The sequence below is a fragment of the Oscillospiraceae bacterium genome (genome assembly GCA_022483045.1).
GTDB lineage: Bacteria > Bacillota > Clostridia > Oscillospirales > Acutalibacteraceae > Caproicibacterium.
This window is the reverse complement of record JAKVOA010000001.1, coordinates 921,802-944,463: the sequence shown is the minus strand read 5'-3', so window position 1 is coordinate 944,463 and position 22,662 is coordinate 921,802. Positions and strand designations below refer to the sequence as shown.

Here is a 22,662-nt window from a genome sequence, read left to right as displayed (position 1 = left end):
GGACTTCAATCGTGCAGTATCCGTCTTTTTGATAGCTGCAGTCCTGGTCACAGTGAATAAGCATAGGAATCACCTCTGCTTTATAGTATGAGAATCCTCAAAGAAATTTATGCAGGTCGTTTTAGGAAAGGGGATAAACTTTGCGCTGGGTCAACAGCCCGAATTTACCGCAGAATCCAGTTTCAGCTGTTGCTGTATCGGAAAGGGCAGGGGACGTTATACAGGCATTAGAAACGATGAAGATTACTGTACTGAAAGTTCCCGGAGATCCGCGCTTTTCGGCACCGGTTTCTTCACACGCGGACATGCAGTGTCATTTCTTAAGCGGCGGAAAAGGCTTTTGCACGAATGAGCTTTTACAGCGCAGGTTTGCAGCTGCAGGTATTTTTCTTTTACAAACAAATGTTTATGACTTTTCGCAGTACCCGCAGGATTGCAGCCTGAATGCGGCAAGAATCGGTCATTTGATCTTTGCAAACCCAAAGTGTCTTTGTCCGGAACTGAAACAGGCATATCAAAAGCAGGGCCTGCACTTAATACCGGTACAGCAGGGATATGCAAAATGCAGCATTGTACCAGTCAATGAGGACGCTGCTATAACAGAAGACAGTGGAATTGCAGATGCTGTCCAAAGTGCCGGAATCGATGTGCTGCGTCTGCGGCCCGGTGCTGTGGCTTTGCAGGGCTATCCGTACGGATTCATAGGCGGGACATGCGGAAAGATTGCAAAAAACAAACTGGCGTTTGCTGGGTGTATTATGCGACACCCCGAAGCAAGACAGATTCTAAGCTTTCTGCAGAAACATCATGTACAAGCGGTGTCACTTATTGATGGACCGTTACAGGATATTGGGGGAATATTGCCTCTCACTGAAAAAGAACAGGCTACTGAAGAACCTTCTGAAAGGAAGGAAAAATTCGCTATAAGGAATTATACAAAATGAACATTTTGTATAATTGAGGGAGGCCTTAAAGAGTAAATGAAAGAAAAATATATGCACGAGGCGCCTGTTATCATTAAGCAGTTTCTCGGCTATTTGCAGACCATCAAGGGCAAATCACCGCGTACTGTCGAAGAATACTATTTGGATTTGCGTACTTTTTTTCGGTACCTAAAACAGCAGCGCGATCCATCACTGCATGATAAACCGCTCTCTGTAATTCATATCGACGATATTGATTTGAATTTTGTCAAGTCGGTTACTTTAACTGAGACTTATGAGTATATGAATTATTTAGCGGAAGTGCGCCACAATGGACCATCGGCGCGTTCACGCAAATGCTGCAGCCTGCGTGCCTTTTTCAATTATCTTACCTCAAAGGCACACTTGCTGGAAGAAAACCCGATTCGTGATTTAGAGTCGCCCAAAGTAAAACGTAGTCTACCAAAGTATTTGACGCTGAACCAGAGCATTGATCTTCTCAAACAAGTTAGTGGCCCCTATAAAGAGCGGGATTACTGTATTCTCATGCTTTTTCTAAACTGCGGAATGCGCTTGTCAGAACTTGTCGGTATCAATATTAACGATATTCGCCGCGGCAGCAATACGCTGCGGATTGTCGGAAAAGGTAACAAAGAACGGATTATTTATTTAAATGAAGCCTGCCTGCACGCAATCGATAATTACCTAAAAGTGCGCCCCAAAGATCATTTAAAAGACAAGTATGCGTTGTTTATTAGTCGGCAGAATAAACGCATCAGCCCTAAAACAGTGCAGTATTTGGTTAAAAAATATTTGTCGGGCATACAGCTTGGCGGTCCCGGATACAGTGTACATAAACTGCGCCATACGGCGGCTACCCTGATGTACCAGGTCGGCAATGTAGATATTCGCGTACTGCAAGAGATATTAGGACATGAAAATCTTGGCACAACTGAAATCTACACGCACCTCTCCAGTAAACAAATGCAAAAAGCTGCAGAAGCTAATCCTCTGTCCCATGTTACGCAGGAAGATACGGATCAAGCAAATGCAGAAGTACAAAAGAAAAATACAAATCAAGAAAAGAAAGGATAAAATAATAATTAAAAAAATTAAAAAAGGAACAGGCTGTGCAAGAACGCACAGCCTGTTCCTTTTTTAATTTTTTATGTAAATATGTTAATCTTCGTCTTCATCGTCGTCGTTGTTGTCATCATCATCGTGCACAGAATCCCAGTCAGTAAAATCAGACAAATTACTTTCTTCTGTAGAAGCTGCAGTGTCCCCTCCCTGCTTTTCAGCGGCATTCTTTTTAAGGGCCGGCTGAAGCATGTAGCGGTCAACCGTTGGGTAAACCAACGAGTTAACGGTGTACGACCAGAAACTCCACAAAAAGAAGATAGCAACTGCAACAAGGATAACCAGGAATAGCGGTGCATACTGGCCCATCCACATAAACATCAGCAGGAAAAGCGTGCAGAAAGTGCTGACCAAAAAGGCAAGAAAATTCCACCCCAATGCAGTTATCGCAAAAATACCTGCATTCTTGTAAATCTGTGACAACTTCATATCGAATGTAATAATCTGCAGCGGGATATAAAACTGCATGACTGTAAAGATGAATAGAACCGCAATGCTAATCGCAAATGCAATAACTGTCATAACATTGCCAAGCTGCTTTTGATTTTGTGCAGAGCCGTAAAAGCGAAATGCCACATCTAGGATTTCATAAACGAAGTAGCAGATAATTCCGTTTGCTAAAAACTGCTTCCAGTTTTCTTTCAGCTTACTAAAAAAGTCACTGGAAATAAAGACATGTTCTTCACGAATAAAATTCCGCGTTTCATAAGTTAAACCTGCCATGAAAGGCGATAAAGCAATTAACGGAATTCCCGCAAGGAAAAAGTTTTGTGTCTTTGCATCAATCGCAACAAAGACGATTAAAAGCAAAATTGCCGGAATAGAAAACAGCATATTGAGTTTCATCAAATCCCAAAAATGCCGGCCGTAAATTTTCCAGTAATGAATGAATCCGTTTTCTTTCGGTTCATCTTTAGAAACACCAGGACCCGGACGATTGTAGTGCGAGCTAAAAAAACCCATTGCATTTCTTCCTTTTCTTCTTTAGTTTACGGATGCCTGTTTCATCTGTGCTGCAAGGTAAATACAGCTTTTTATATCATACACCAAAGAAGTCATTTGCGCAATGCCTGGATTCTTCTCAGCCAAGTTTTGCCCGTGGATGGCAATGGTTGTACACCGTTTTTGTGTGATTATTCAGCAGATGCAGATAAACCTGCGTAGAAGAAATATCGGCATGCCCAAGCATGTGCTGAATATCTTTAAGGTCGGCTCCATTTTCCAAAAGATGCAGCGCAAAAGAATGCCTGAGTGTATGCGGCGTAATCTCTTTGGTAATGCCAGCTTGCTGCGTATAGCCCTTGATGATTTTCCAAAATCCCTGCCGTGTCAGCCGGTGACCGTTTAGGTTAGTAAAAAGGGCTTCTTTTTCGCCCGGGTCAGCAATTACACGGCGCACACGAAAAATATAATCGGATACAGCTGTCACCGCTTTGCGATAAACAGGAATCATCCGGTCTGCTTTTTCTCCGCGGCAGTAAAGCATGCCGGTGTGCAGATTAACGTCCCCTACGTTTAAATTTACAAGCTCAGAAACGCGAATGCCGGTAGCATACAGAAGCTCCAGCATAGCCTTATCGCGGCAGCCTTTCGGATGTGTTGTATCCGGCTGTGACAGCAGCAGCTCGATTTCACTGCCGCTTAAAATTTCTGGCAGTTTCTGCGGCGCTTTTTCCAGCTTGATTTCTTTTGCAGGGTTGCTGTCTGCTTCCCCATTTAAAATCAGAAATTGATAGAAGCAGCGGATAGAGGCAGTATGGCGCGTAATAGTTGCAATCGATTTTTTTTGTTTGCGCAGATGTGCAACATAATCTTCCACCGTCTTTTTCTGTGCCAGCGCCGGTGAGGCAACTTGTTCTTCCTGCAGAAACCGCAGGTAATCAGCCGTATCACGCAGATAAGAATCCAGCGTATTGGGAGATACCCTTTTCACTTCTGAAAGATATGTATGAAATTCAGCACAATAATCTTTCATAATTTTCTCCTTCCATGTACTGTAAAAGAAAAGTCTAAAGCAAAGATATCATAGATTTCGCAAATGCCCAGGAAAACAAAGTGTCTGCGCCAGCACCAAGAAAAACCAGTACTAGCACACGGACAAACTGCGAAAGGTAATTCAAAAAATTAGGGGGTTCTCCCTTTTCAGACAAACCGGCACGGGAAAGCCGATGTGAAAAGAGCAGCGCTTCTTTTGCAGACCACAGAATGGCAAGACAACTGAAGAAGGCACCGGGCAGCAAAACAACTGCGTAAAAAAGCCCGCCGTAAAAGCCATGTGTTACATATAAATATCCAGCCGTCATACCGAGGCCAATTCCACGGATAAACGGAACGAAAGGAACCAGAAAAGTTCCCCATACGGACAGTCCGCACAGAAAATCTGCAAATACAAATAGAAAAGACGAACATACAGAAGCAAGAAATACAGAAAGCGCCGCAGTTCCGCTGCGTAGAATGTAATTGCTATTAAATAGAAAATCAAGCTTCTGCAGTGCAGAAATGCCTGCCTGACCGGCCAGCAGCGCCCCACAGACTAAGCCGCCCAAAAGCACAGTGCCTAAAAGAACCAACAGGCGATTTTGTGTCATCGTGTGCTTTATTTCTGTTTTTGAAGATTTTAAAGATCTAGTATTCGGTAGATTTTGCAAAATGATTTTCATAATTCTTTACTGCCCTTTCACTCATAATCTTTTTTACATAAGATTATGATGCAGAGAGAGCGGATATGCTATATACATAGTTGCAAGAGACAAAAGAAACGATATGGCCGGGGAATACTGAAAAATCACGGCAAAAGCTCTTGTATTTACTAACTATATACCTTTTTCATCGGGGTTTCAACTATTCAGCGGTTAATTTTGAAACTTTATGCAAGACTCACGAATTTATGTAGAGTGAATTATGTAACCTGACAACAAGTTATGTAAACTAATGTATATTTTGATTTTTGCATAAAAATACATCCATGCATTTTTATGCATGGATGTAGGTGGAACGACATTCTTTTGTTATTCAGCCATTGCAGCTTGAATCATAATTGCACACTCTAGGCGCTTCTTTTCCAGCTGACAGGCAATGCTGTGCGGCTTTAAGATATCGCCCTCATACTTTTGATTGTTGGCGTTGCAGCCGCCGCTGCAGTAAAATTTAGCCCAGCAGTTTTTACACTCTTTTTTCGTATAAACATTTGCTGCGGCAAAGCGGTTTTTCATCTCATGGTCATAGGTACCATCCAGTACATTCCCCATGATCCATTCATCATTGCCGACAAACTGGTGACATGGGAAAATTTCACCGAGCGGGGTTACAGCGACATATTCGTTTCCGCAGCTGCAGCCGCGAAGCCGCTTGATTGCGCAGGGACCCTGATTCAGATCAATCATGAAGTGGAAAAAGTTAAAGCATTTTCCTGTTTTCTTTTTGTCAATCATCACTTGTGCCAAATGTTCATATTCCTTAAAGACGATGGGAAGGTCCTCTTCTTGAATCGCGTAGGAAAGCTCTGGATCAGAGACGACCGGTTCGACCGAAATTTGCTCGAAGCCCAGCTTCTCCATTGCGAGAATATCATTTACAAAATCCAAGTTATGCTTTGTAAAAGTTCCGCGGACATAGTAGTCCTTGTCTCCCCTGCCGGCGACCAGCTTTTGAAATTTAGGAACGATAATATCATAAGAACCGGTTTTGCCATCTGGGCAAACACGCAGGCGGTCATTGACCTCTTTGCGGCCGTCTAGAGATAAAACACAGTTTGACATTTCCCGGTTGATAAAGTTAATTTTGTCGTCATCCAGCAACAAGCCGTTGGTGGTAATAGTAAACCGGAAGTTTTTGTTGTGTTCCTTTTCAAGGCCGCGTGCATAGGCAACGGTCTGCTTGACAACATCAAAATTCATCAGCGGTTCACCGCCGAAAAAGTCAACTTCCAAGTTATGACGGTTTGCAGATTCGCGTACTAAAAAGTCGATTGCGGATTTTGCTACTTTGAAGGGCATAAGCATACGCCCTTTGCCGAAATCGCCCTGTGCGGCAAAGCAGTAGGCACAGCGTAGGTTGCAGTCATGAGCAATGTTGAGGCACATGGATTTGATTGGTGCATCTTTCATCATGCCAGCAAACTGCTCGTAATCATCTGATGAAAAAAGCTGTCCTTTTTCCTGCAGCTGCAGCAGTTCTTGATAAGCTTCATCCAAAGTAGCGGCGTCATACTTTTTCAGCAAAGCCTCGCGGGCAGCTGGCGGCATCTGCGGAGGGACCGAGTCTTCCAAGTAGTCCAGCAGGTCATATGGCGCGGGGTCAAACAGATGAACTGCACCGGAATTGGTATCCATCACAATGCGAAATCCGTTTAGCATGTACTTGTGTATCATTTTTACTTAACTCCATTTTTACAAAAATGAAGGGACAGACAAAGCCTGCCCCTTTAACTGAAACTGTGCGGTTTTAATGAAAAGCAAACAGCAATGTCTGTTTCTCAGCGGTTTTTATTTTCGCACTTCTGATTTGCAACTGTGCAGGATACTTTGCAGGCAGACTGGCAGGAAGCCTGGCACTCGCCGCAGCCGCCTTTTACACAGCTTTCTTTCAGGTTAGCCTGATTCAGTGTTTTAATCTGTTTCATGAGAATTTCCGACCTTTCCTCAGAGTTTCTCTTATTATAACACATAAAGACTGCAAAAGAAAGAAATTTATCAGACTTTTCGCCTCTGGTACATTCCAAGGTAGCCGCCCAGAGCCCCGGCAAGCATCATTACCAGCAGCCGCGTAAGCGCAGAAATGCTAAAAACATCATGTGTATTGACAATACCGCCAATAAGGCAGAGTAGGAATAAGAGCAGCCCGCAGACGGCGCCTGTCAGCAAGCCACGCCGGCGACCGATTTTTGATGCTAAAAATCCGGAAAGAAAAGCACTAATGCTGCAGATAATAAGGATGAGCGGCTGTAAAAACTGCTGCGGCAGTTTTCCGCCGGACTGAATTACCGCAGCCGCAAGAAGCAGCAGCAATGCACAGGACGCTGCGCCGCCGATCATGCCGACCAAGACAGACCGCAGCAGCAGCGTGCCAGGCTTTGTGGAAATAATTCTGCTGCTTTTCATAAAAAATGCCTCCCTCATACAATCTTGTTTACAAAATCATATGAGAGAGGCGACGAAAGTATTCATTTTCAAAAAGCAAAAGGAACACGACAAAGGCGCAGCGGTGCTGGTTGATTACTTGTCCTTTGTTGCGGAATCCTCAAGCTTTTTCTCTTTGCTGTCCTGTGCGGTTTCAGTATCATCTGCTTTTTTGCTGCCAAAGAACTTTCTCTTTTTCGGCGGTGCAGCAGGAGTATCGTGGATGGTATCTACACTGCCGATAGCCCAGCGCTTAATGCGCAGCTTTACGCGGTCGGTTCCGGTCTCAATAATCAGTGTATCGTTGTCTTCTTTCATACCGACAATACGCCCACAGATACCGCCTATTGTGGTGATATCATCGCCGATCTGCGCATTTTTGCGCATGTTTTCTTCTTCCTTGCGGCGTTTGCTCTGCGGACGCATCATAGCCCACATTAAAACACAGATTAAAATGATGGGAATAAAGGTAACTAATGCGGCTGATGCACTGCTTGATGAAGAAGAGGACAGGGTTACAGGGTTAAACATAATATTTCAGCACCTCCAAGTGAATGAAACCATTATAACAATTTCTTAACAAGCTTGCAAGAAAAATCACAGAAAGTTTACTGTAGTTTGTTAAAAACAGAAAAAAGCTCTAAATACGTCTGCTGACTGCTTCTATATTTTCGCGGTAAAACTGCTCGAATGCGCCTGCATCCAGGGCAGCACGAATTTTTTCTAAAAAAGTATTGTAAAAATAAAGGTTGTGCAAAACCATTAAGCGCATACCCAGCATTTCCTTTGCTTTCAGCAGATGATGAATATAGGCACGTGTAAAGTGCTGGCAGGTTGGGCATTGACAGCCTTCTTCCAGCGGGTTTTGGTCCAGCTCATATTTTGCGTTCATCATATTTCGCACGCCCTGCATGGTAAAGGCATGTCCGTGGCGTGCATTGCGGGTAGGCATGACACAGTCAAAAATATCAACGCCGCGGCGCACCCCTTCCAAAATATTTGCAGGTGTACCGACCCCCATCAGGTAGCGCGGCTTGTCCTTTGGCATATAGGGATACAGTATCTCAAGAATATGGTACATGATGTCGGTACTCTCCCCTACTGCCAGCCCGCCAATGGCATAGCCGGGCAGGTCAAGTTCCGCGATCTGCTTCATGTGCTCAATACGCAAATCATCGTAGATGCTGCCTTGGTTAATGCCCCACAGCATTTGCTTCGGGTTAATAGTGCCGGGAAGTGTGTTGAGCCGGCTCAGCTCTGCTTTGCAGCGGTACAGCCAGCGCGTGGTGCGCGCCACGGAACGTTTCGCATAGTCATATTGCGCTGGGTTCTGCATACACTCGTCAAAAGCCATGGCAATCGTGCTGCCAAGGTGGGACTGTATGCGCATGCTTTCCTCTGGACCCATAAAGATTTTGTGTCCGTCAATATGAGAAGCAAAAGTGACGCCCTCTTCCCTGATATTCCGCAGCTTTGCCAGAGAAAAGACCTGAAAGCCGCCGCTGTCGGTCAAAATGGGGCCGTCCCATTGAGTGAACTGCTGCAACCCGCCGAGTTGGTAAACTTGCTTATCACCTGGGCGCAGATGAAGATGATATGTGTTGCAAAGCTGTACTTGGCAGTGCACTGTTTTTAGGTCCAGTGCAGAAACTGCACCCTTAATTGCACCGTCGGTTGCAACATTCATAAAGGCCGGCATCTGAATAGTGCCGTGCGGTGTTTGAAAGGTACCGCGCCGGGCCAGCCCCTCTTGCTTTAAAAGCGTATACATATAATTTGCAATCCTTCTATTATACAAAATTAAAATTTGGGAGAATTAGTAGATGAACATTGCATCTCCAAAGGAAAAAAATCTGTATTTTTCCTGCACAGCAACCCGATAAGCGTTCATAATATGGTCGTAGCCGGCAAAGGCGCTCACCAGCATAATCAGGGTGCTTTCCGGCAGGTGAAAATTTGTAATGAGGCCGTCAAGCACTTTAAATTGAAAGCCGGGATAAATAAAAATGTCGGTCCACCCTTCGCTTTCCTTTATACAGCCTTCTTTTGCAGCGACACTTTCCAGTGTGCGGCAGCTGGTGGTGCCAACCGAAATCACGCGGCCGCCGGCCTTTTTCGTGGCATTGATGACATCCGCCGTTTCCTGCGGCAGCAGGTAATGTTCTGAGTGCATTTTGTGATCAGTTACTTTATCGGCAGTAACAGGACGAAAAGTCCCCAAACCGACATGCAGGGTGACAAAGACCGTCTTTACGCCCATAGCTCTCGCCTTGTTTAAGAGCTCCTTGGTAAAGTGTAAGCCGGCGGTTGGCGCTGCGGCAGAGCCGACCTCGCGGGAATAGACAGTTTGGTACCGTTCTTGGTTTTCCAGTTTCTTTTTAATATACGGTGGCAGAGGCATCTGTCCTATCTGGTCCAAAATAGAAAAGAAACTGCCGCTGTATGAAAAATGGACAATGCGGTTGCCATCATCATGCACATCTGTCACTTCTGCTTTTAAGAGACCGTCCCCAAATGTAAAGTGTGTGCCGATCTTTGCTTTTTTGCCTGGCTTGCACAAAACTTCCCAGGTGTCGTTTCCCTGGTTGGTCAGCAGTAAAAACTCTACACGGGCGCCGGTGTCTTCTTTAATACCGTAAATGCGTGCAGGCAGCACACGGGAATCATTGAGTACCAAACAGTCGCCTGGGCGCAGCCAGTCTGTAATATCATGGAAATGGCAATGAGCAATTTCGCCGGTTTTTTTATTCAGCGTTAACAGCCGTGAAGCATCTCTTGGCTCTACAGGTGTCTGGGCGATCAATTCTTTTGGAAGGTCATAATAAAAATCTTTGGTCTGTAAATTATTCAGGTCTAGTTGCATACTGTTTCTCCTATAGTATTCAAAAAACCGCGGCTGCGGCTTCCTGAAAAAATTACGGTATCTTTATGGGACAGCACCGCATCTTTATTATAAATAAATTGACATCCAATAGCAAGTCTGCTATGATATGCAAGAGATAGAGGTGCGGATTGAAAGAGTAGCAGAGCCGGAAGCTGCCAAAGCTTATGAAAGCCTGCGAAAGGGAAATTCGCCGAAGGAGCGGTTTTGGTACACCGGTTTCCTGGTTGACGCGTGAAAATCGCCTCAACTGTCGTCATAGCAATATGATGGAGCGCTATCGGCAAAAGAAGTCCTTTTCCATTTTGCCGAACTTCTCTATTATAGATGTGAGACGACCGGTTTGCAACCGGTCTTTTTTGTACCTGCAAGTTTTTCCACACCCTTATAGGAGGCTTCTGTAAACAATGAAACAGTACAATGTCGGTATTATCGGTGCAACAGGTATGGTCGGCCAGCGCTTTGCAACGCTGTTGGAAAACCACCCGTGGTTTCATGTCACAGCGCTTGCGGCAAGTGCGCGGTCCGCAGGAAAAACATATCAAGAAGCAGTCGGCGACCATTGGCTGATGAAAACGCCGATGCCGGAAGCAATGAAAAACATGGTGATTTTTAACGCAGAAAAAGATGTAGATAAAGTCACGAACATGGTCGACTTTGTTTTCTGTGCGGTCAATATGCCAAAGGACGCTACCCGTCAGCTGGAAGAAATGTACGCAAAGCATGAGTGCCCGGTTATTTCCAACAACAGTGCAAACCGCTTGGTGCCGGATGTGCCGATGATTATCCCGGAAATCAATGCAGACCATGCAGAGATTATCCCAACACAGCGCAAGCGCCTGGGAACAAAGCGCGGTTTTATCGCTGTCAAATCAAATTGTTCTCTGCAAAGCTATGTCCCAGCAATTCAGCCGCTGATGGACCTGCATGTGACCAAAGTACTGGCCTGCACCTATCAGGCAATTTCCGGTGCCGGAAAAACATTTGAAACTTTCCCGCAGATTTTAGATAATGTAATTCCTTTTATCGGCGGCGAAGAGGGCAAAAGCGAAAACGAGCCGATGAAGATCTGGGGCCATATTGAAGACGGAAAGATTGTAAATGCTACAGAGCCGAATATCACGTCTCAGTGCCTGCGTGTCCCTGTTTCGGATGGCCACACTGCGGCAGTCTTTGCAACTTTTGAAAAGCCGGCTACTATGGAAGAAATTATCGAGCGCTGGGAAACCTACAAGGGTGTTCCGCAGGAGCTGAAACTGCCGAGTGCTCCAAAGCAATTTCTGCATTATTTCCGTGAGGAAGACCGCCCGCAGACGCGGCTGGACCGCAACCTTGAAAAAGGAATGGCTGTATCTATCGGCCGACTGCGTCCGGACAGCCAATATACAATTAAATTTGTCTGCCTGTCTCACAACACTCTGCGCGGTGCCGCAGGCGGTGCAGTGCTGCTTGCTGAGCTGCTTGCAGCAAAGGGCTATATGGATTAATTTATGGGGGCATTTCTTATGAAAAATCCAATTTTTACTGGATCTGCGGTTGCGCTGGTCACGCCTTTCTCGCAGGACGGTTCTGTAAACTATGAAATGCTGGACCGCTTGCTGGACTTTCACCTTGCCAATAGCACAGACGCTATTGTTCTGTGTGCGACCACGGGCGAATCTCCGGTTCTGACAGCGGAAGAATATGAGAAAATCCTGCAGCACGGCGTAAAAAAGATTGCCGGCCGTGTACCGGTTATTGCCGGCGCCGGCAGCAACTGCACAGCACATGCTTTAGAACTGTGCAAAACAGCCGAGGCTGCTGGTGCAGATGCACTGTTGGTTGTAACACCTTTCTACAACAAGACTTCACAAAAAGGTTTGATTGCCCACTACACATACCTTGCTGACCGTGTCCAGAAACCAATTATTATCTATAATGTTCCGTCGCGTACCGGCGTCAATGTAAAACCGGAAACGTATCAGATCCTTTCACAGCACCCCAATATCAATGGCGTAAAAGAAGCAAACGGTGATATTACATCTGTAGCACGTACCATTTCCCTTTGCAAAGACAATTTTAATGTCTACTCCGGAAATGATGACCAGGCGCTGCCTATGCTTTCTCTTGGCGGAAAAGGTGTTATTTCGGTTTTTGCCAACTGCATGCCAAAGCAGATGCATGATTTGTGCACAGCTTTCTTTCAGCACGATACAAAAAAAGCAGCAGAGATGGAAGCAGAGTACCTGCCCCTGATGGACGCTTTGTTTATGGATATCAATCCGATTCCTGTAAAAGAAGCTATGCGCATGATGGGGTTTGACTGTGGCATCTGCCGCCTGCCGCTGGTTGAAATGGATGATGCTGCAAAGGCAAAGCTTTTTGCAGCACTAAAAGCGTACAAATGTATCTAAGAAAAATCTCGAAAGAGGGATATGTAAAATGATAAATGTCTTAATTAGCGGCTGCAGCGGTCACATGGGTCATGTAGTTGCCGCTGAGATTTCCGGCCGTGAAGACGTGCAGGCAGTGGCTGGTGTAGATGTGCGTTCCTGCGCATGTGATTTCCCGGTCTTTTCTTCGCCTGCAGAAGTGAATGTGCCGGCAGATGTTGTGATAGATTTTTCTAATCCCTCTGCACTTCTTCCCCTGCTCGACTATGCTAAACAAAACAAAGTCCCGGTTGTGCTGTGCACAACCGGATATGACAGTGCTCAGGTTGAAAAACTGAAAGAAGCAGCAAAGGCGATTCCCGTTTTTTATTCTCGCAATATGTCTTTGGGTATTAATCTGCTGATTGAGCTTAGCAAAAAAGCTGCACAGGTCTTAGGCCCAGCTTTTGATGTGGAAATCATAGAAAAGCACCACAACCAAAAAATTGATGCACCCAGCGGAACTGCACTGATGATTGCCGATGCAGTATCACAGGCACGCGGCGGCGATATGCACTATGTTTACGACCGTCATTCTCAGCGTAAAAAGCGGGAGCCAAGTGAAATCGGCATTCATTCGATTCGCGGCGGAACAATTGTTGGTGAACACGAAGTTTTGTTTGCTGGTCATCATGAAGTGATTACGCTGTCGCACTCAGCGCAATCGAAAGAAGTCTTTGCAGCTGGCGCAGTAAATGCCGCCGTATTTTTGGCTGGCAAACCGGCAGGCCTGTACGATATGTCAAATTTGCTGAAATAAGGAGTGAAAAGAGAAGATGGCAGCAAAACAAACCATCAATACCACCAGCGAAATTACGCTGATTACCCTGCAGAATTGTCCGGCACGTCCGGATTTCCTTGCGGATATCTTTGTGAAAATTGCGGACCTCGGTGTAAATGTTGACATGATTTCTCTTTCTCCAAATCATGGTTCTCACACTGCGGTTTCTTTTACGATTAGTGATGATGATCTCGGAAAAATCTTGAAATTTACTTCTTCTTTGCAGGAGAAAGCAAAAATCAAAACGATTGTAAGCAGCGGAAACTGCAAAATCAACGTTTTTGATAAAGATATGGTACACACCCCGGGTGTTGCCGCCAAGGTGCTTTCTGCGGTATCTTCTGTCAATTCGGATATTCGTATTGTTACAACATCTGATGAAGATATTTCAATGCTGATGACAGAGGCAGACTTTGTGGTTACTTTGGATGCCTTGAAAAAAGCACTTTCCTGTTGATCTACAAAACCTATGAAAATTAAAAAGGCCACCACCGGTTTTTCCGGTGGCGGTTTCTTTTATTTTTGGTAAATTGTAAAATCAAATTGAACACATAAAAAGGTCCATGGTGAATGGACTCATCTGTTAGAATAAAGTTACCACACAAAACTCTGACAGAAGGGACCAAACGCCATGGAATATAGTCATTCTATCATAATCTCGGCAGAACGCAAGCGTGGACAGAACCTGGGAGCAGAAGAACGGGGAGCAATCCAACAACTAAAAAAGCTAGGATATTCAAGATATTCAAACAGAGCCGTCGCCCGGATGATCAATTGCAGCCCATCAACCGTCGGTTATGAGCTGCAGCGCGGAACGCCTCCTTATTGCGGTCACGGTCGCAGGCCCGGATACACTGCAAAGAGAAAAGCCGCCGTATACTGTGCGAACCGCAGCCACTGCCGCCGCACCAGAAGCATACCAAGAGACTCGGCCTTCCTTCGCTGGACAGCGGAGCAGGTGCGTGTGCATAAATGGTCGTTCGATGCCTGCGTAGGCCATGCAAGGAGCAAAGGCTTGTTTCCCGCAGATGAAATCTCCTGTACCAAAACACTCTATAACCTTCTTTGGAAAGGCGAAATAGTGCTTACGCCCTTTGATCTTCCTGAGGCTCTGACAAGGAGAAAGCGTGGGAACCCCCGCATTTCCAAACGTTTGAACGGCAAAAGTCTGGATGAACGGCCGGCCGAAGTGAATCAGCGAAACACCTTTGGCCACTGGGAATCGGACACGGTGCTTGGACGAAAAAAGAAAGGTGAGCCAGTAGTGTTTACCATTGTGGAGCGATTGACCGGCTACTGTCTCGCCTTTCGGGTAGATGGGAAAACAACGAACGGAATCGCCGATGCTATGAGGCAGTTGCACGACCAGTTTGGGGAACGATTCGGCGAGATATTCCGCAGTATTACAACGGATAATGGCAGTGAATTCGCAGCTTTTTCTGCATTTGAGGCATTGGGAACTACCGTCTATTTCGCACATCCTTATTCCGCTTGGGAGCGGCCAGTAAATGAGCGTACAAATCGTGTCTTGAGGCGTTTCATACCTAAAGGGGTGTCCATTCAAAACTACTTTAATGAAGCTGTCCAAATGTTTGCAGATGAGATAAACGCACTGCCGAGAAAGCGGCTTGGTTACCTCGCACCAGAAGAACTGTTCGATGCCCAACTTGACTTGATTTGTGCTCGGCCATGACCCCACACTTTTATTCTTTCTGAGTGTTCAATTTGTTATTGCAATTTTCGTTCTTTTATTTTTTCAGTTTGCTTATTCTTTCTTTTAGGTAAGCAATGCGGCGCTCATGTGCGCGAATCGCGTTTAACGCTCTGGAAAGAGTATCGGGTTCTTCACTTTCCTCTGCTTTTGCCTTTTCATAAAATGCTTTAATTGTTGCAAGGCGCTTTGTAAAAGCTTCCAGTTCAATCTGCAGCGGTACTTCCTGCCCAAGAGTGTCACCGTAAATGGCAATCATTGTACTTTTTGCTTCGTTATACGAAACACTGTCGTTATCGATGAGGGCCAAGGCATGAATTGCCTTGAGCAAAAGACGCTCTGCAGGTTCGCCTACCTGAAGCCCCTGCATTACTTCATCTTTCAGCTGATTGGCTTCATCCAGCTCTGCTTTGCGTTCCTGTGTGTTTTCTTCTGCCACGGCGGTACTTCCTTTCTATTGGAGTGTATGCTGCTTTGCAAAAGAGGCATCCGGTGTCACATACAAAGTCTTTTGATTCGCATAGATAACCATGCCGGGCTTTGCTCCTTGCGGCTTGCTGACATAACGGTCCAGGGTATAATCCACTGGCACCTTTGCTGCGTCCTTTCCCCTGCTGTAGCAGGAAGCCAGAATGGCAGCCTGCAAAATGGCTGTATCTGTCGGCTTTTTTCCATCTGTTACGAGAATTACATGAGAGCCTGGAATCTTTTGTGTATGCAACCAAACATCGTTTTTATGTGCCTGCTTTAAGGTCAGCTGGTCATTTTGGCGGTTATTGCGGCCAACCAGTACACGAAACCCATCACTTGTACGAAACTCCAGCGGGCGAGCAGTAGCTTCTTTCTGCCGCTTTGCCTTTTGGCGGCGCAGATAGCCGCTTTCAGTAAGCTCTGCACGGATTTCATTTAAGTCGCGTTCTTTTTCTGCGCGCGAAAGCTCATCAAAGACACTGTCTAAATAAGCAAGCTCGGCTTCGGCATTTTGAATTTGTACGGTTAGCACTTCCTGTGCAGTGCGCGCTTTCCGGTAAGATTTATAATACTTTTGCGCATTTTGACTTGGCGAAAGGGCTGGGTCCAAACGAATTGCAACCAGCGGCTGTCCCTCTGCATAAAAGTTTTCCAGCTTTACGCTTGTACTTCCCTTGGTAATACGGTAAAGGTTCGCATTCAGCAAATCTCCGCACATGCGCAGTTCGTCACGCTTTGCGCAATTTTTCAGTTCGGCGCGCTGATTATTGATTTTGCGGCTGATACGGTCAGTTACGGTTGCCAAAATATGAAGCAAATCTTGACTCTTTACGCGCATACGCTCAATGCGGTCGCGATCACCATAGAAAGAATCCAGCAGCTCAGAAAAGCTTGACTTCTCTATACATTCTGCCTGGCTTCCATATTGATGAATGGGCAAAAAAGAAAAGTCCAGCGGCTTTTGTTTGCCGACAGCCATGCAGGGAATGCCTGACTGTTCCAAGACTGTTTTTTGCAAAGCAGTAAGAGATGCAAGACAGCTTTCTTTTTGTGTAGAAGTCATTGCATGAATCAGCACATCCTGTCCCTGCCCGGTTTGAAACTGAACTTCGCGGCAGACAACCGGCGACAAACCCTGCAGAGTCCGCAGCAGGGCTTTTTGCAGCTGCATTTCTCCCGGCAGGGCTTCTATATGCGTTATTACCTGCTGTGGTGTGATTTGTAAAAGGCAAAGCTTGTCTTGCGGTGGCGGCAGATGATAAGTCAAACCGGGAAGGACCAGTCTTTCTGAACTCATCTCAGCATCTACACGCTTGAGTGCATCTATAATTTTTCCGTTTTCATCAATAAAGATGACGTTGCTGTAGCGTCCCATGATTTCAACAGCTAAGGTTAACCGAACGGTGTCGCCTAGTTCATTGGTTCCGTCAAAATCAAAAAGCAGGACTCTCTCGAGGCCCGGTTGGCGAATTTGTACTAAGCGCGCACCGGCTAAGCGCTTGCGCAAAAGCATGCAGAGCATCGGCGGGTATTTTGGGTTTTCGGGTGTTGCATTTACCAGGTGCACGCGGGCACTGTTTGCACGGGCGGAAAGCAGCAGCCTTTGTGTACCCTCTTTGCTGCGCATGAACAAAAAAAGTTCATCATGGTTTGGCTGATAGATACGGTCTACTTTGCGGCCAAGCAAAGCAGCTTCCAGCTCTTTTTTGATATGTCTAAGAAAAGCACCATCAAGTGCCATGCTCTCCCTCCTTTAATCAATAGAAATATAGAATAATAAATTACAAATAAGCAGCTGGGCTGTGCATTGTCTGGCTTTTAATGCAGCGTACTGCAGGGAACTGTGCAGAGATACGCTGCATCAGGGGGTCTAGGACAATCACTTCTGTCGCGTAGTGTCCTGCATCCACCAAGGTAAGCTGCAACTGCTCTGCATCTAGCAGAAGATTATGTTTGCTTTCGCCAGTTACAAAGCCCTCACAGCCGGCATCCACTGCTGCGTAAAGCAAATCTGCTCCACCGCCGCTGCACAGACCAACTGTTTTCACTTTGCGCTTTCCGTTTGTATAGCGTAAGCCGTCACAGGCAAGCTGTTTCTTGACCTGTTTTGCAAATGCCTGAGGCTCTAAGGCCGTCGGCAGATCTCCCATCAGCGCTTCTGGAAGTTCAGGCTGGTACTCTGCAAGCGTGTGCACATGCTGCAGCTGCAGACAGGCTGCCAATGCAGTATTGACTCCGCCTGCCGCCATGTCCAGGTTGGTGTGTGCACAGATTGCATCAATTCCGTACTGCGCCAGCAAATAAGGTGCAGAATTCTTTTTCAGCTGCTTAAGTGGATTAAAAATGACCGGATGATGGCTGACAATCAGCTGTGCAGCAAGTTTATTTCCCTCCCGCACAACGTCAGGGGTGATATCCAGCGCAAAAAGAATCCTTTGCAGCGATGTTGTCCTTTCTCCTACCAGCAATCCGGGATTGTCGAAATCCATTGCTGATGCGAAAGGCGCAAAGGAATCAATATAATCATAAATTTCTCCGGTTGTCGTCATCTTGTTCATCTTCTCCTTTCATAAAAAGTATCTTTTCAATCTGTGCCGCAGCCAGGCGCAGCTTTTCTGTTTCTTCTGTTTTTCCTGTACGCAAAAGGCCAGCTAAATGGCGCTTTAAATTTACACACTGCCGCTGTAAATATTCCTTTTCAGCGGCATTTTTCCCGGTCATACCACCTGTATACAGTTCTGCTTTTCTGCAGTTTTGTATCTCTTGGGGCAGATATTGGTACTGCATCACAGTATAAACCCGGTGGTCATCAAAAGCGGCCTCTTCCCGCAGCAGGGAAAAACCAGACTGTGCCATGGCGGTGCGCAGACGCACCGGCTTTGTCATCGGCTGAAGAATCAGCCGCTTTTTCGGATCCTTTACCCATGCTGTTTCTGTTGCAATTCTGGAAATCAAGTCCCCACCCATACCGGCAATGACAATGTCATCGGCTTCTTGTGAAGAGATCTTTTTTAGGCCGTCAGACAAACGCAGCGAAATCTTTTGCTGCAGCCCGTAATGGAGGACATTTGCACGGGCAGTTTCCAGCGGGCCTTCACGCACATCACACGCTAAAGCAGAAGAAACACAGCCATTTAAAACAAGCCAGATAGGCAAATAAGCGTGGTCTGTGCCTACATCACACAGGCGGGTACCCTGACGAACAAAAGAAGCGCAAAGCTGCAGCCTGTCGCCAAGCTTTAGAGATGGTTCTTTCATATTGAATGACTCCAAAACAATGCCGCCCGGAAAACAAAGACCGTTACCGAGCGGCATTAGATTCTTTTATTTTTTGTCTGCTAAGTGCTGATTTAAAACCTCAACCAGTTCTTCTACATCCACACCATGCACGGCACAGGCTTCTGCCAAAGTTTCGCCGCGGGACGCCGGGCATCCTAAGCAGTGCATACCCATCTGCAGGAAATAAGGAACGGTAGAGTTGTCTGCATCCATAATTTCACCAATTACAGAATCTTTTGTAACGACCATGTTGTTTTGCCTCCTTGTTTTAAAAAGGCCCCGGGAAAAGTCCCGAGGCTGATAGAACGCACATTGGAACAACCTTTATTTTCTCCGCATTTTTGCAAAGCATTCGGCACAGTAGACCGGCCGGCCTTCCTGCGGCTGAAAAGGAACCTTCGTTTCTTTTCCACAGCTTGCGCACACGGCCGAATACATCTTCCGCTCGGGGCGTTCTGTACGACGCTGACCGCCCTGCTTGCGCTTTGCGCGGCACTCTTTACAGCGGCAGGGCTCATTGATGAATCCCTTTTCCGCGTAAAATTCCTGCTCGCCGGCAGAAAAGACAAATTCTTTTCCGCAGTCTTTACAAATCAGTGTTTTGTCCTGATACATTTTTAATTCCCTCATTTTTTGCTGTTTAGGGGCTTAAGAACTGCTTACGTCGGTAAATGAATGAACTAACAATGCTTGCGCAGCTTTTGGCGTACACGCTGCATTGCATTATCGGCTGCTTTTACAGATATCTGCATTTTTTGAGCAATCTCTGCATAGGTACAGCCGCTTAAGTACAGCTGCAGTGTATGCTGCTCCATTGGGGTCAGAATATTCTGTATTGCAAAGCGAACTTTTTGCAGACGCTCTTTTGCTAAGACGCGTGCCTCGGGATCTGCTGCATCTGTTGCGGAAAGTTCCGCATCACTCAGAGGAACAAAGCCGTTTGGCGGCTGGCTGCGTCCGCTTTTTGCACTGCGGTAAACCATAACCATGCGGTTGTGAATACATGTACCCGCATAAGTAGCAAACTTAGCACCGCGGTTTGGGTCGAATGTACAGGCAGCCGTGTAAAGCCCCCATAAACCCTCTTGATAAAAATCGTCGCGGTCTAAAAAAGTTCCGTGAAAAGGTGCAGACTTTGCTTGTACAAGGTCGACATAGCGTGCAGTCAGCTCGACAAAAGCCCGTGAACTGCCGCTTTTAATCATCTGCGCAAGCTGCAAATCTGTGCAGGCAGCCAACACTTTTTCGTCAGGGTTCTCCTCATCAAACATTTTAGACCGCCTATTCCCAAACTTTATGTTTATTTTACAGCATCATTATAGGGAAGTCAATAGCGGCAGGCGGAATTGATTTTCCCTAATAAAGCAGAAAGTAGCAGGGAAAGATATCTTTTACAACAGAAAAGTCGTATAATATTGTGCAGATGTCTTTCGGGGGAATTCCCGCAAATTTACGCAGGAGGTCTGTTTATGGTTTCGCAGATATACAGTATGGGACTTTATGGAATGAACGCATTCCCTGTTTTAGTGGAAACAGATATTACAAGAACCCTGCCGTCTTTTGATATGGTTGGCCTGCCAGACGCAGCGGTAAAGGAATCAAAAGACCGGGTGCGTTCAGCTATGAAAAACTGTGGGTTCTCTTTCCCTGAGGGTAAAGTCACCGTCAACATGGCCCCTGCAGACAAACGAAAAGAAGGCCCGATTTACGATCTGCCCCTATTTGTCAGTCTGCTGCGTGCTTCCGGACAAATGGATGCAGACCCGCGGGACAGCATGTTTTTAGGGGAGCTCTCACTCAGCGGCGGTCTGCGCCCGGTAAAGGGTGTGCTTCCTATGACAATCGGTGCACAGGAAAACGGTTTTCACCGCATTTTTCTGCCGGCTGAAAATGCACCAGAGGCAGCTGCCGTAAAAGGAATTGAAGTTTTTCCGCTGCATCATGTTTCAGAGCTGATAGAATTTCTACAGGGAAAAAGAGAAATTCGGCCGGCAGAACCATTGCCTTTGCAAAAAAGTGCGTTTGATCGCTCCCTTGATTTTGCCGATGTGCGGGGGCAGCTGCAGTCAAAGCGCGGCTTGGAAATTGCCGCTGCCGGTGGACACAACGTGCTTCTAATCGGGCCCCCCGGCTCTGGGAAAAGCATGCTTGCAAAACGTCTGCCTTCGATTCTGCCGGATATGACACTGGAAGAACAGATGGAAACGACAAAAATCCATTCGATTGCCGGTGTTTTGCCGCACGAAACTTCTTTGGTCAGCATGCGGCCATTTCGTGCACCGCATCACACAATCTCACCGTCTGGCCTTTCCGGTGGCGGCACTATTCCCCGCCCCGGTGAACTTTCTTTGGCACACAACGGCGTTTTGTTTTTAGATGAACTGCCCGAATTTGCCCGTGCTACCTTGGAAGTGCTGCGTCAGCCAATGGAAGATGGCACAGTTACGATTTCCCGCGTCAGCGGTACAGTAACTTATCCCTGCTCTTTCATGCTGGTAGCGGCCATGAATCCCTGCCCTTGCGGCTATTTTGGGCACCCGACACGGCCATGCACCTGCAAGCCCGACCAAGTGAGCCGCTATTTAAGCCGCGTCAGCGGTCCGCTGCTTGACCGACTGGATTTACATATTGAAGTACCTCCAGTCGACTTTGAAGAACTCTCTGACTGCCAGAAAGCAGAGCCGAGTGCTGCAATTCGTGAGCGTGTTAATGCTGCCCGAAAAATTCAAAATGAGCGTTTTGCAGGTACGGAAATTACCTGCAATGCACATATTACGCCGGACATTTTAAATGATGCCTGCCGCCTTTCCCCTGCCGGTAAAGCGCTGCTGAAAGCCGCTTTTGAAAAGCTGGGCCTTTCTGCCCGTGCCTATGACCGTGTTCTGAAAGTTTCCCGCACCATCGCAGACCTTGCCGGTTCAAAAGATATAGAACCAGAGCATGCCGCCGAAGCGGTGCAGTACCGCAGCCTTGACCGTAAATATTGGGAGCGGCACTAACCAGTGTATGCAGAACTCTCTTGAAGACGATACCGCTCAGTGTAACGCTTGGCGGTATTTTTTATACTTAGTTTGCAATAGAAGCTCCCTGCACTTTGCCTTTCGGTAAGCTATAATCTGCAGCAGAAAGCAGGCCTTTTGATACTGTAACACTTAATAAAAGACTGCTAAGAAACTTTTTTCCTTTGTATCACCTGCAGAAAAACGGATATGTTGAAAATTGAACAAGCGAGTAGTAAGATATGAATTAGCTTCAGCGCAATTTATTTTTTAGGAAGAGGAAAACATGAATTTATTTGATATTTTAGGTCCGGTTATGATCGGGCCATCCAGTTCACATACGGCCGGTGCTGTACGCATTGGCTTAGTCACGCGTCAATTACTTGGTGCACAACCGCAGAAAGCAAAGATTCTACTGTATGGTTCTTTTGCCAGTACAGGAGCAGGTCACGGCACCGACCGAGCCATTGTTGCTGGCCTTCTTGGAATGAAGCCGGACGATGAGCGGATACCAAATAGTTTTGAGATTGCACAGAAACAAGGCTTAGCGTTTTCTTTTGGCACGGTAAATCTGCGCGGTGCGCACCCAAATACGGCTGTGCTCACTGTAGAAGCGGACGGAAACAGAAAGCTGGAAATTGAAGCTGCTTCTCTTGGCGGCGGCCGGATTCGAGTCTGCAAAATAGATGGAATTGACACGAATTTTTCCGGTGAATACAATACGCTGATTGTGCACAATTTGGACCAGCCTGGCCATGTCGCACAGGTCACTACCATTTTGGCACAGCGAAACGTAAACATTGCCACTATGCAGCTTTACCGCAATGTACAGGGTGGCTATGCAGTTATGGTTATAGAATGTGACCAGCCGATTCCAACCGACCTGGTTGACTGGCTCATGAAACTGAAAGGGATTATAAAAGTATCGTATATAAATATAGAACAGTGA

Annotated in this window: 25 protein-coding genes and 1 riboswitch; of the genes, 9 read left to right on the top strand and 16 right to left on the bottom strand. The window is 46.3% G+C overall.

Features of this window, described 5'->3' with window-relative positions; translation table 11 throughout:
• Positions 1–464 precede the first annotated feature (464 nt).
• Positions 465–944 (top strand): hypothetical protein, encoded by a 480-nt coding sequence (locus LKE53_04535; GenBank protein MCH3972027.1) that lies wholly within the window; start codon positions 465–467, stop codon positions 942–944.
• A gap of 36 nt (positions 945–980) precedes the next feature.
• Positions 981–2,018, top strand: a complete 1,038-nt coding sequence (locus LKE53_04530) for a tyrosine recombinase XerC (protein MCH3972026.1) — start codon at positions 981–983, stop codon at positions 2,016–2,018.
• A gap of 84 nt (positions 2,019–2,102) precedes the next feature.
• Here the strand turns inward: LKE53_04530 and LKE53_04525 are convergent, their stop codons facing one another.
• From LKE53_04525 to queA, 9 genes are all read right to left on the bottom strand, one after another.
• Entirely contained in the window at positions 2,103–3,026 is a 924-nt protein-coding gene (locus LKE53_04525) for a YesL family protein (protein ID MCH3972025.1), read from the bottom strand.
• Between the two features lie 118 nt (positions 3,027–3,144).
• Entirely contained in the window at positions 3,145–4,038 is an 894-nt protein-coding gene (gene xerD / locus LKE53_04520; protein ID MCH3972024.1) for a site-specific tyrosine recombinase XerD, read from the bottom strand.
• Between the two features lie 34 nt (positions 4,039–4,072).
• Entirely contained in the window at positions 4,073–4,651 is a 579-nt protein-coding gene (locus LKE53_04515) for a stage II sporulation protein M (GenBank protein MCH3972023.1), read from the bottom strand.
• Positions 4,652–5,071: 420 nt separating this feature from the next.
• Positions 5,072–6,433 carry a thioether cross-link-forming SCIFF peptide maturase gene (gene scfB, locus LKE53_04510; protein MCH3972022.1) on the bottom strand — a complete coding sequence of 454 codons (1,362 nt, stop codon included), beginning with the start codon at positions 6,431–6,433 and terminating at the stop codon, positions 5,072–5,074.
• A 104-nt stretch (positions 6,434–6,537) separates the two neighbouring features.
• A complete protein-coding gene (gene scfA, locus LKE53_04505; protein ID MCH3972021.1) occupies positions 6,538–6,684 on the bottom strand; it encodes a six-cysteine ranthipeptide SCIFF in 147 nt (48 codons plus the stop codon).
• Positions 6,685–6,754: 70 nt separating this feature from the next.
• Positions 6,755–7,162, bottom strand: a complete 408-nt coding sequence (locus LKE53_04500; GenBank protein ID MCH3972020.1) for a TIGR04086 family membrane protein — start codon at positions 7,160–7,162, stop codon at positions 6,755–6,757.
• A 114-nt stretch (positions 7,163–7,276) separates the two neighbouring features.
• Positions 7,277–7,711, bottom strand: a complete 435-nt coding sequence (gene yajC / locus LKE53_04495) for a preprotein translocase subunit YajC (GenBank protein MCH3972019.1) — start codon at positions 7,709–7,711, stop codon at positions 7,277–7,279.
• A gap of 109 nt (positions 7,712–7,820) precedes the next feature.
• Positions 7,821–8,951 (bottom strand): tRNA guanosine(34) transglycosylase Tgt, encoded by a 1,131-nt coding sequence (gene tgt, locus LKE53_04490; protein MCH3972018.1) that lies wholly within the window; start codon positions 8,949–8,951, stop codon positions 7,821–7,823.
• Positions 8,952–8,996: 45 nt separating this feature from the next.
• Positions 8,997–10,043 carry a tRNA preQ1(34) S-adenosylmethionine ribosyltransferase-isomerase QueA gene (gene queA / locus LKE53_04485; protein ID MCH3972017.1) on the bottom strand — a complete coding sequence of 349 codons (1,047 nt, stop codon included), beginning with the start codon at positions 10,041–10,043 and terminating at the stop codon, positions 8,997–8,999.
• A gap of 129 nt (positions 10,044–10,172) precedes the next feature.
• Positions 10,173–10,349, top strand: a riboswitch (Lysine riboswitch).
• 119 nt (positions 10,350–10,468) lie between these two features.
• Between queA and asd the strand changes: the two genes are divergently transcribed.
• The 5 genes from asd to LKE53_04460 all read left to right on the top strand — a co-directional run bounded on the left by asd (position 10,469) and on the right by LKE53_04460 (position 14,946).
• On the top strand, positions 10,469–11,548 hold the full coding sequence (gene asd, locus LKE53_04480; protein MCH3972016.1) for an aspartate-semialdehyde dehydrogenase: 1,080 nt from the start codon (positions 10,469–10,471) through the stop codon (positions 11,546–11,548).
• A gap of 18 nt (positions 11,549–11,566) precedes the next feature.
• Complete coding sequence (gene dapA / locus LKE53_04475) at positions 11,567–12,454, top strand: 4-hydroxy-tetrahydrodipicolinate synthase (protein ID MCH3972015.1); 888 nt, start codon at positions 11,567–11,569, stop codon at positions 12,452–12,454.
• Between the two features lie 28 nt (positions 12,455–12,482).
• A complete protein-coding gene (gene dapB, locus LKE53_04470; protein ID MCH3972014.1) occupies positions 12,483–13,232 on the top strand; it encodes a 4-hydroxy-tetrahydrodipicolinate reductase in 750 nt (249 codons plus the stop codon).
• A gap of 16 nt (positions 13,233–13,248) precedes the next feature.
• Positions 13,249–13,710: a hypothetical protein gene (locus tag LKE53_04465; GenBank protein ID MCH3972013.1), complete on the top strand. Its 462-nt coding sequence runs from the start codon at positions 13,249–13,251 to the stop codon at positions 13,708–13,710.
• 174 nt (positions 13,711–13,884) lie between these two features.
• Positions 13,885–14,946: an IS30 family transposase gene (locus LKE53_04460; protein ID MCH3972012.1), complete on the top strand. Its 1,062-nt coding sequence runs from the start codon at positions 13,885–13,887 to the stop codon at positions 14,944–14,946.
• A 55-nt stretch (positions 14,947–15,001) separates the two neighbouring features.
• Here LKE53_04460 and LKE53_04455 read toward each other — a convergent pair whose 3' ends face one another.
• The 7 genes from LKE53_04455 to LKE53_04425 form a co-directional block, all read right to left on the bottom strand.
• Positions 15,002–15,403: a hypothetical protein gene (locus LKE53_04455; GenBank protein MCH3972011.1), complete on the bottom strand. Its 402-nt coding sequence runs from the start codon at positions 15,401–15,403 to the stop codon at positions 15,002–15,004.
• Positions 15,404–15,418: 15 nt separating this feature from the next.
• Positions 15,419–17,176 carry an NFACT family protein gene (locus LKE53_04450; GenBank protein MCH3972010.1) on the bottom strand — a complete coding sequence of 586 codons (1,758 nt, stop codon included), beginning with the start codon at positions 17,174–17,176 and terminating at the stop codon, positions 15,419–15,421.
• 40 nt (positions 17,177–17,216) lie between these two features.
• Complete coding sequence (locus LKE53_04445) at positions 17,217–17,984, bottom strand: Nif3-like dinuclear metal center hexameric protein (protein MCH3972009.1); 768 nt, start codon at positions 17,982–17,984, stop codon at positions 17,217–17,219.
• A complete protein-coding gene (locus tag LKE53_04440; GenBank protein MCH3972008.1) occupies positions 17,959–18,693 on the bottom strand; it encodes a class I SAM-dependent methyltransferase in 735 nt (244 codons plus the stop codon). The genes LKE53_04445 and LKE53_04440 overlap by 26 nt, the downstream gene beginning before the upstream one ends.
• A gap of 66 nt (positions 18,694–18,759) precedes the next feature.
• Positions 18,760–18,963, bottom strand: coding sequence for a DUF1858 domain-containing protein (locus LKE53_04435; GenBank protein MCH3972007.1), 204 nt, complete (start codon positions 18,961–18,963; stop codon positions 18,760–18,762).
• 75 nt (positions 18,964–19,038) lie between these two features.
• The gene (locus LKE53_04430; protein ID MCH3972006.1) at positions 19,039–19,329 is read right to left on the bottom strand and encodes a zinc-ribbon domain containing protein; all 291 of its coding nucleotides are present in this window, start codon (positions 19,327–19,329) and stop codon (positions 19,039–19,041) included.
• Positions 19,330–19,394: 65 nt separating this feature from the next.
• The gene (locus LKE53_04425; GenBank protein MCH3972005.1) at positions 19,395–19,985 is read right to left on the bottom strand and encodes a sigma-70 family RNA polymerase sigma factor; all 591 of its coding nucleotides are present in this window, start codon (positions 19,983–19,985) and stop codon (positions 19,395–19,397) included.
• Positions 19,986–20,183: 198 nt separating this feature from the next.
• Between LKE53_04425 and LKE53_04420 the strand changes: the two genes are divergently transcribed.
• Both LKE53_04420 and sdaAB read left to right on the top strand, forming a co-directional pair.
• A complete protein-coding gene (locus tag LKE53_04420; protein ID MCH3972004.1) occupies positions 20,184–21,713 on the top strand; it encodes a YifB family Mg chelatase-like AAA ATPase in 1,530 nt (509 codons plus the stop codon).
• Between the two features lie 286 nt (positions 21,714–21,999).
• The gene (gene sdaAB / locus LKE53_04415; protein ID MCH3972003.1) at positions 22,000–22,662 is read left to right on the top strand and encodes an L-serine ammonia-lyase, iron-sulfur-dependent subunit beta; all 663 of its coding nucleotides are present in this window, start codon (positions 22,000–22,002) and stop codon (positions 22,660–22,662) included.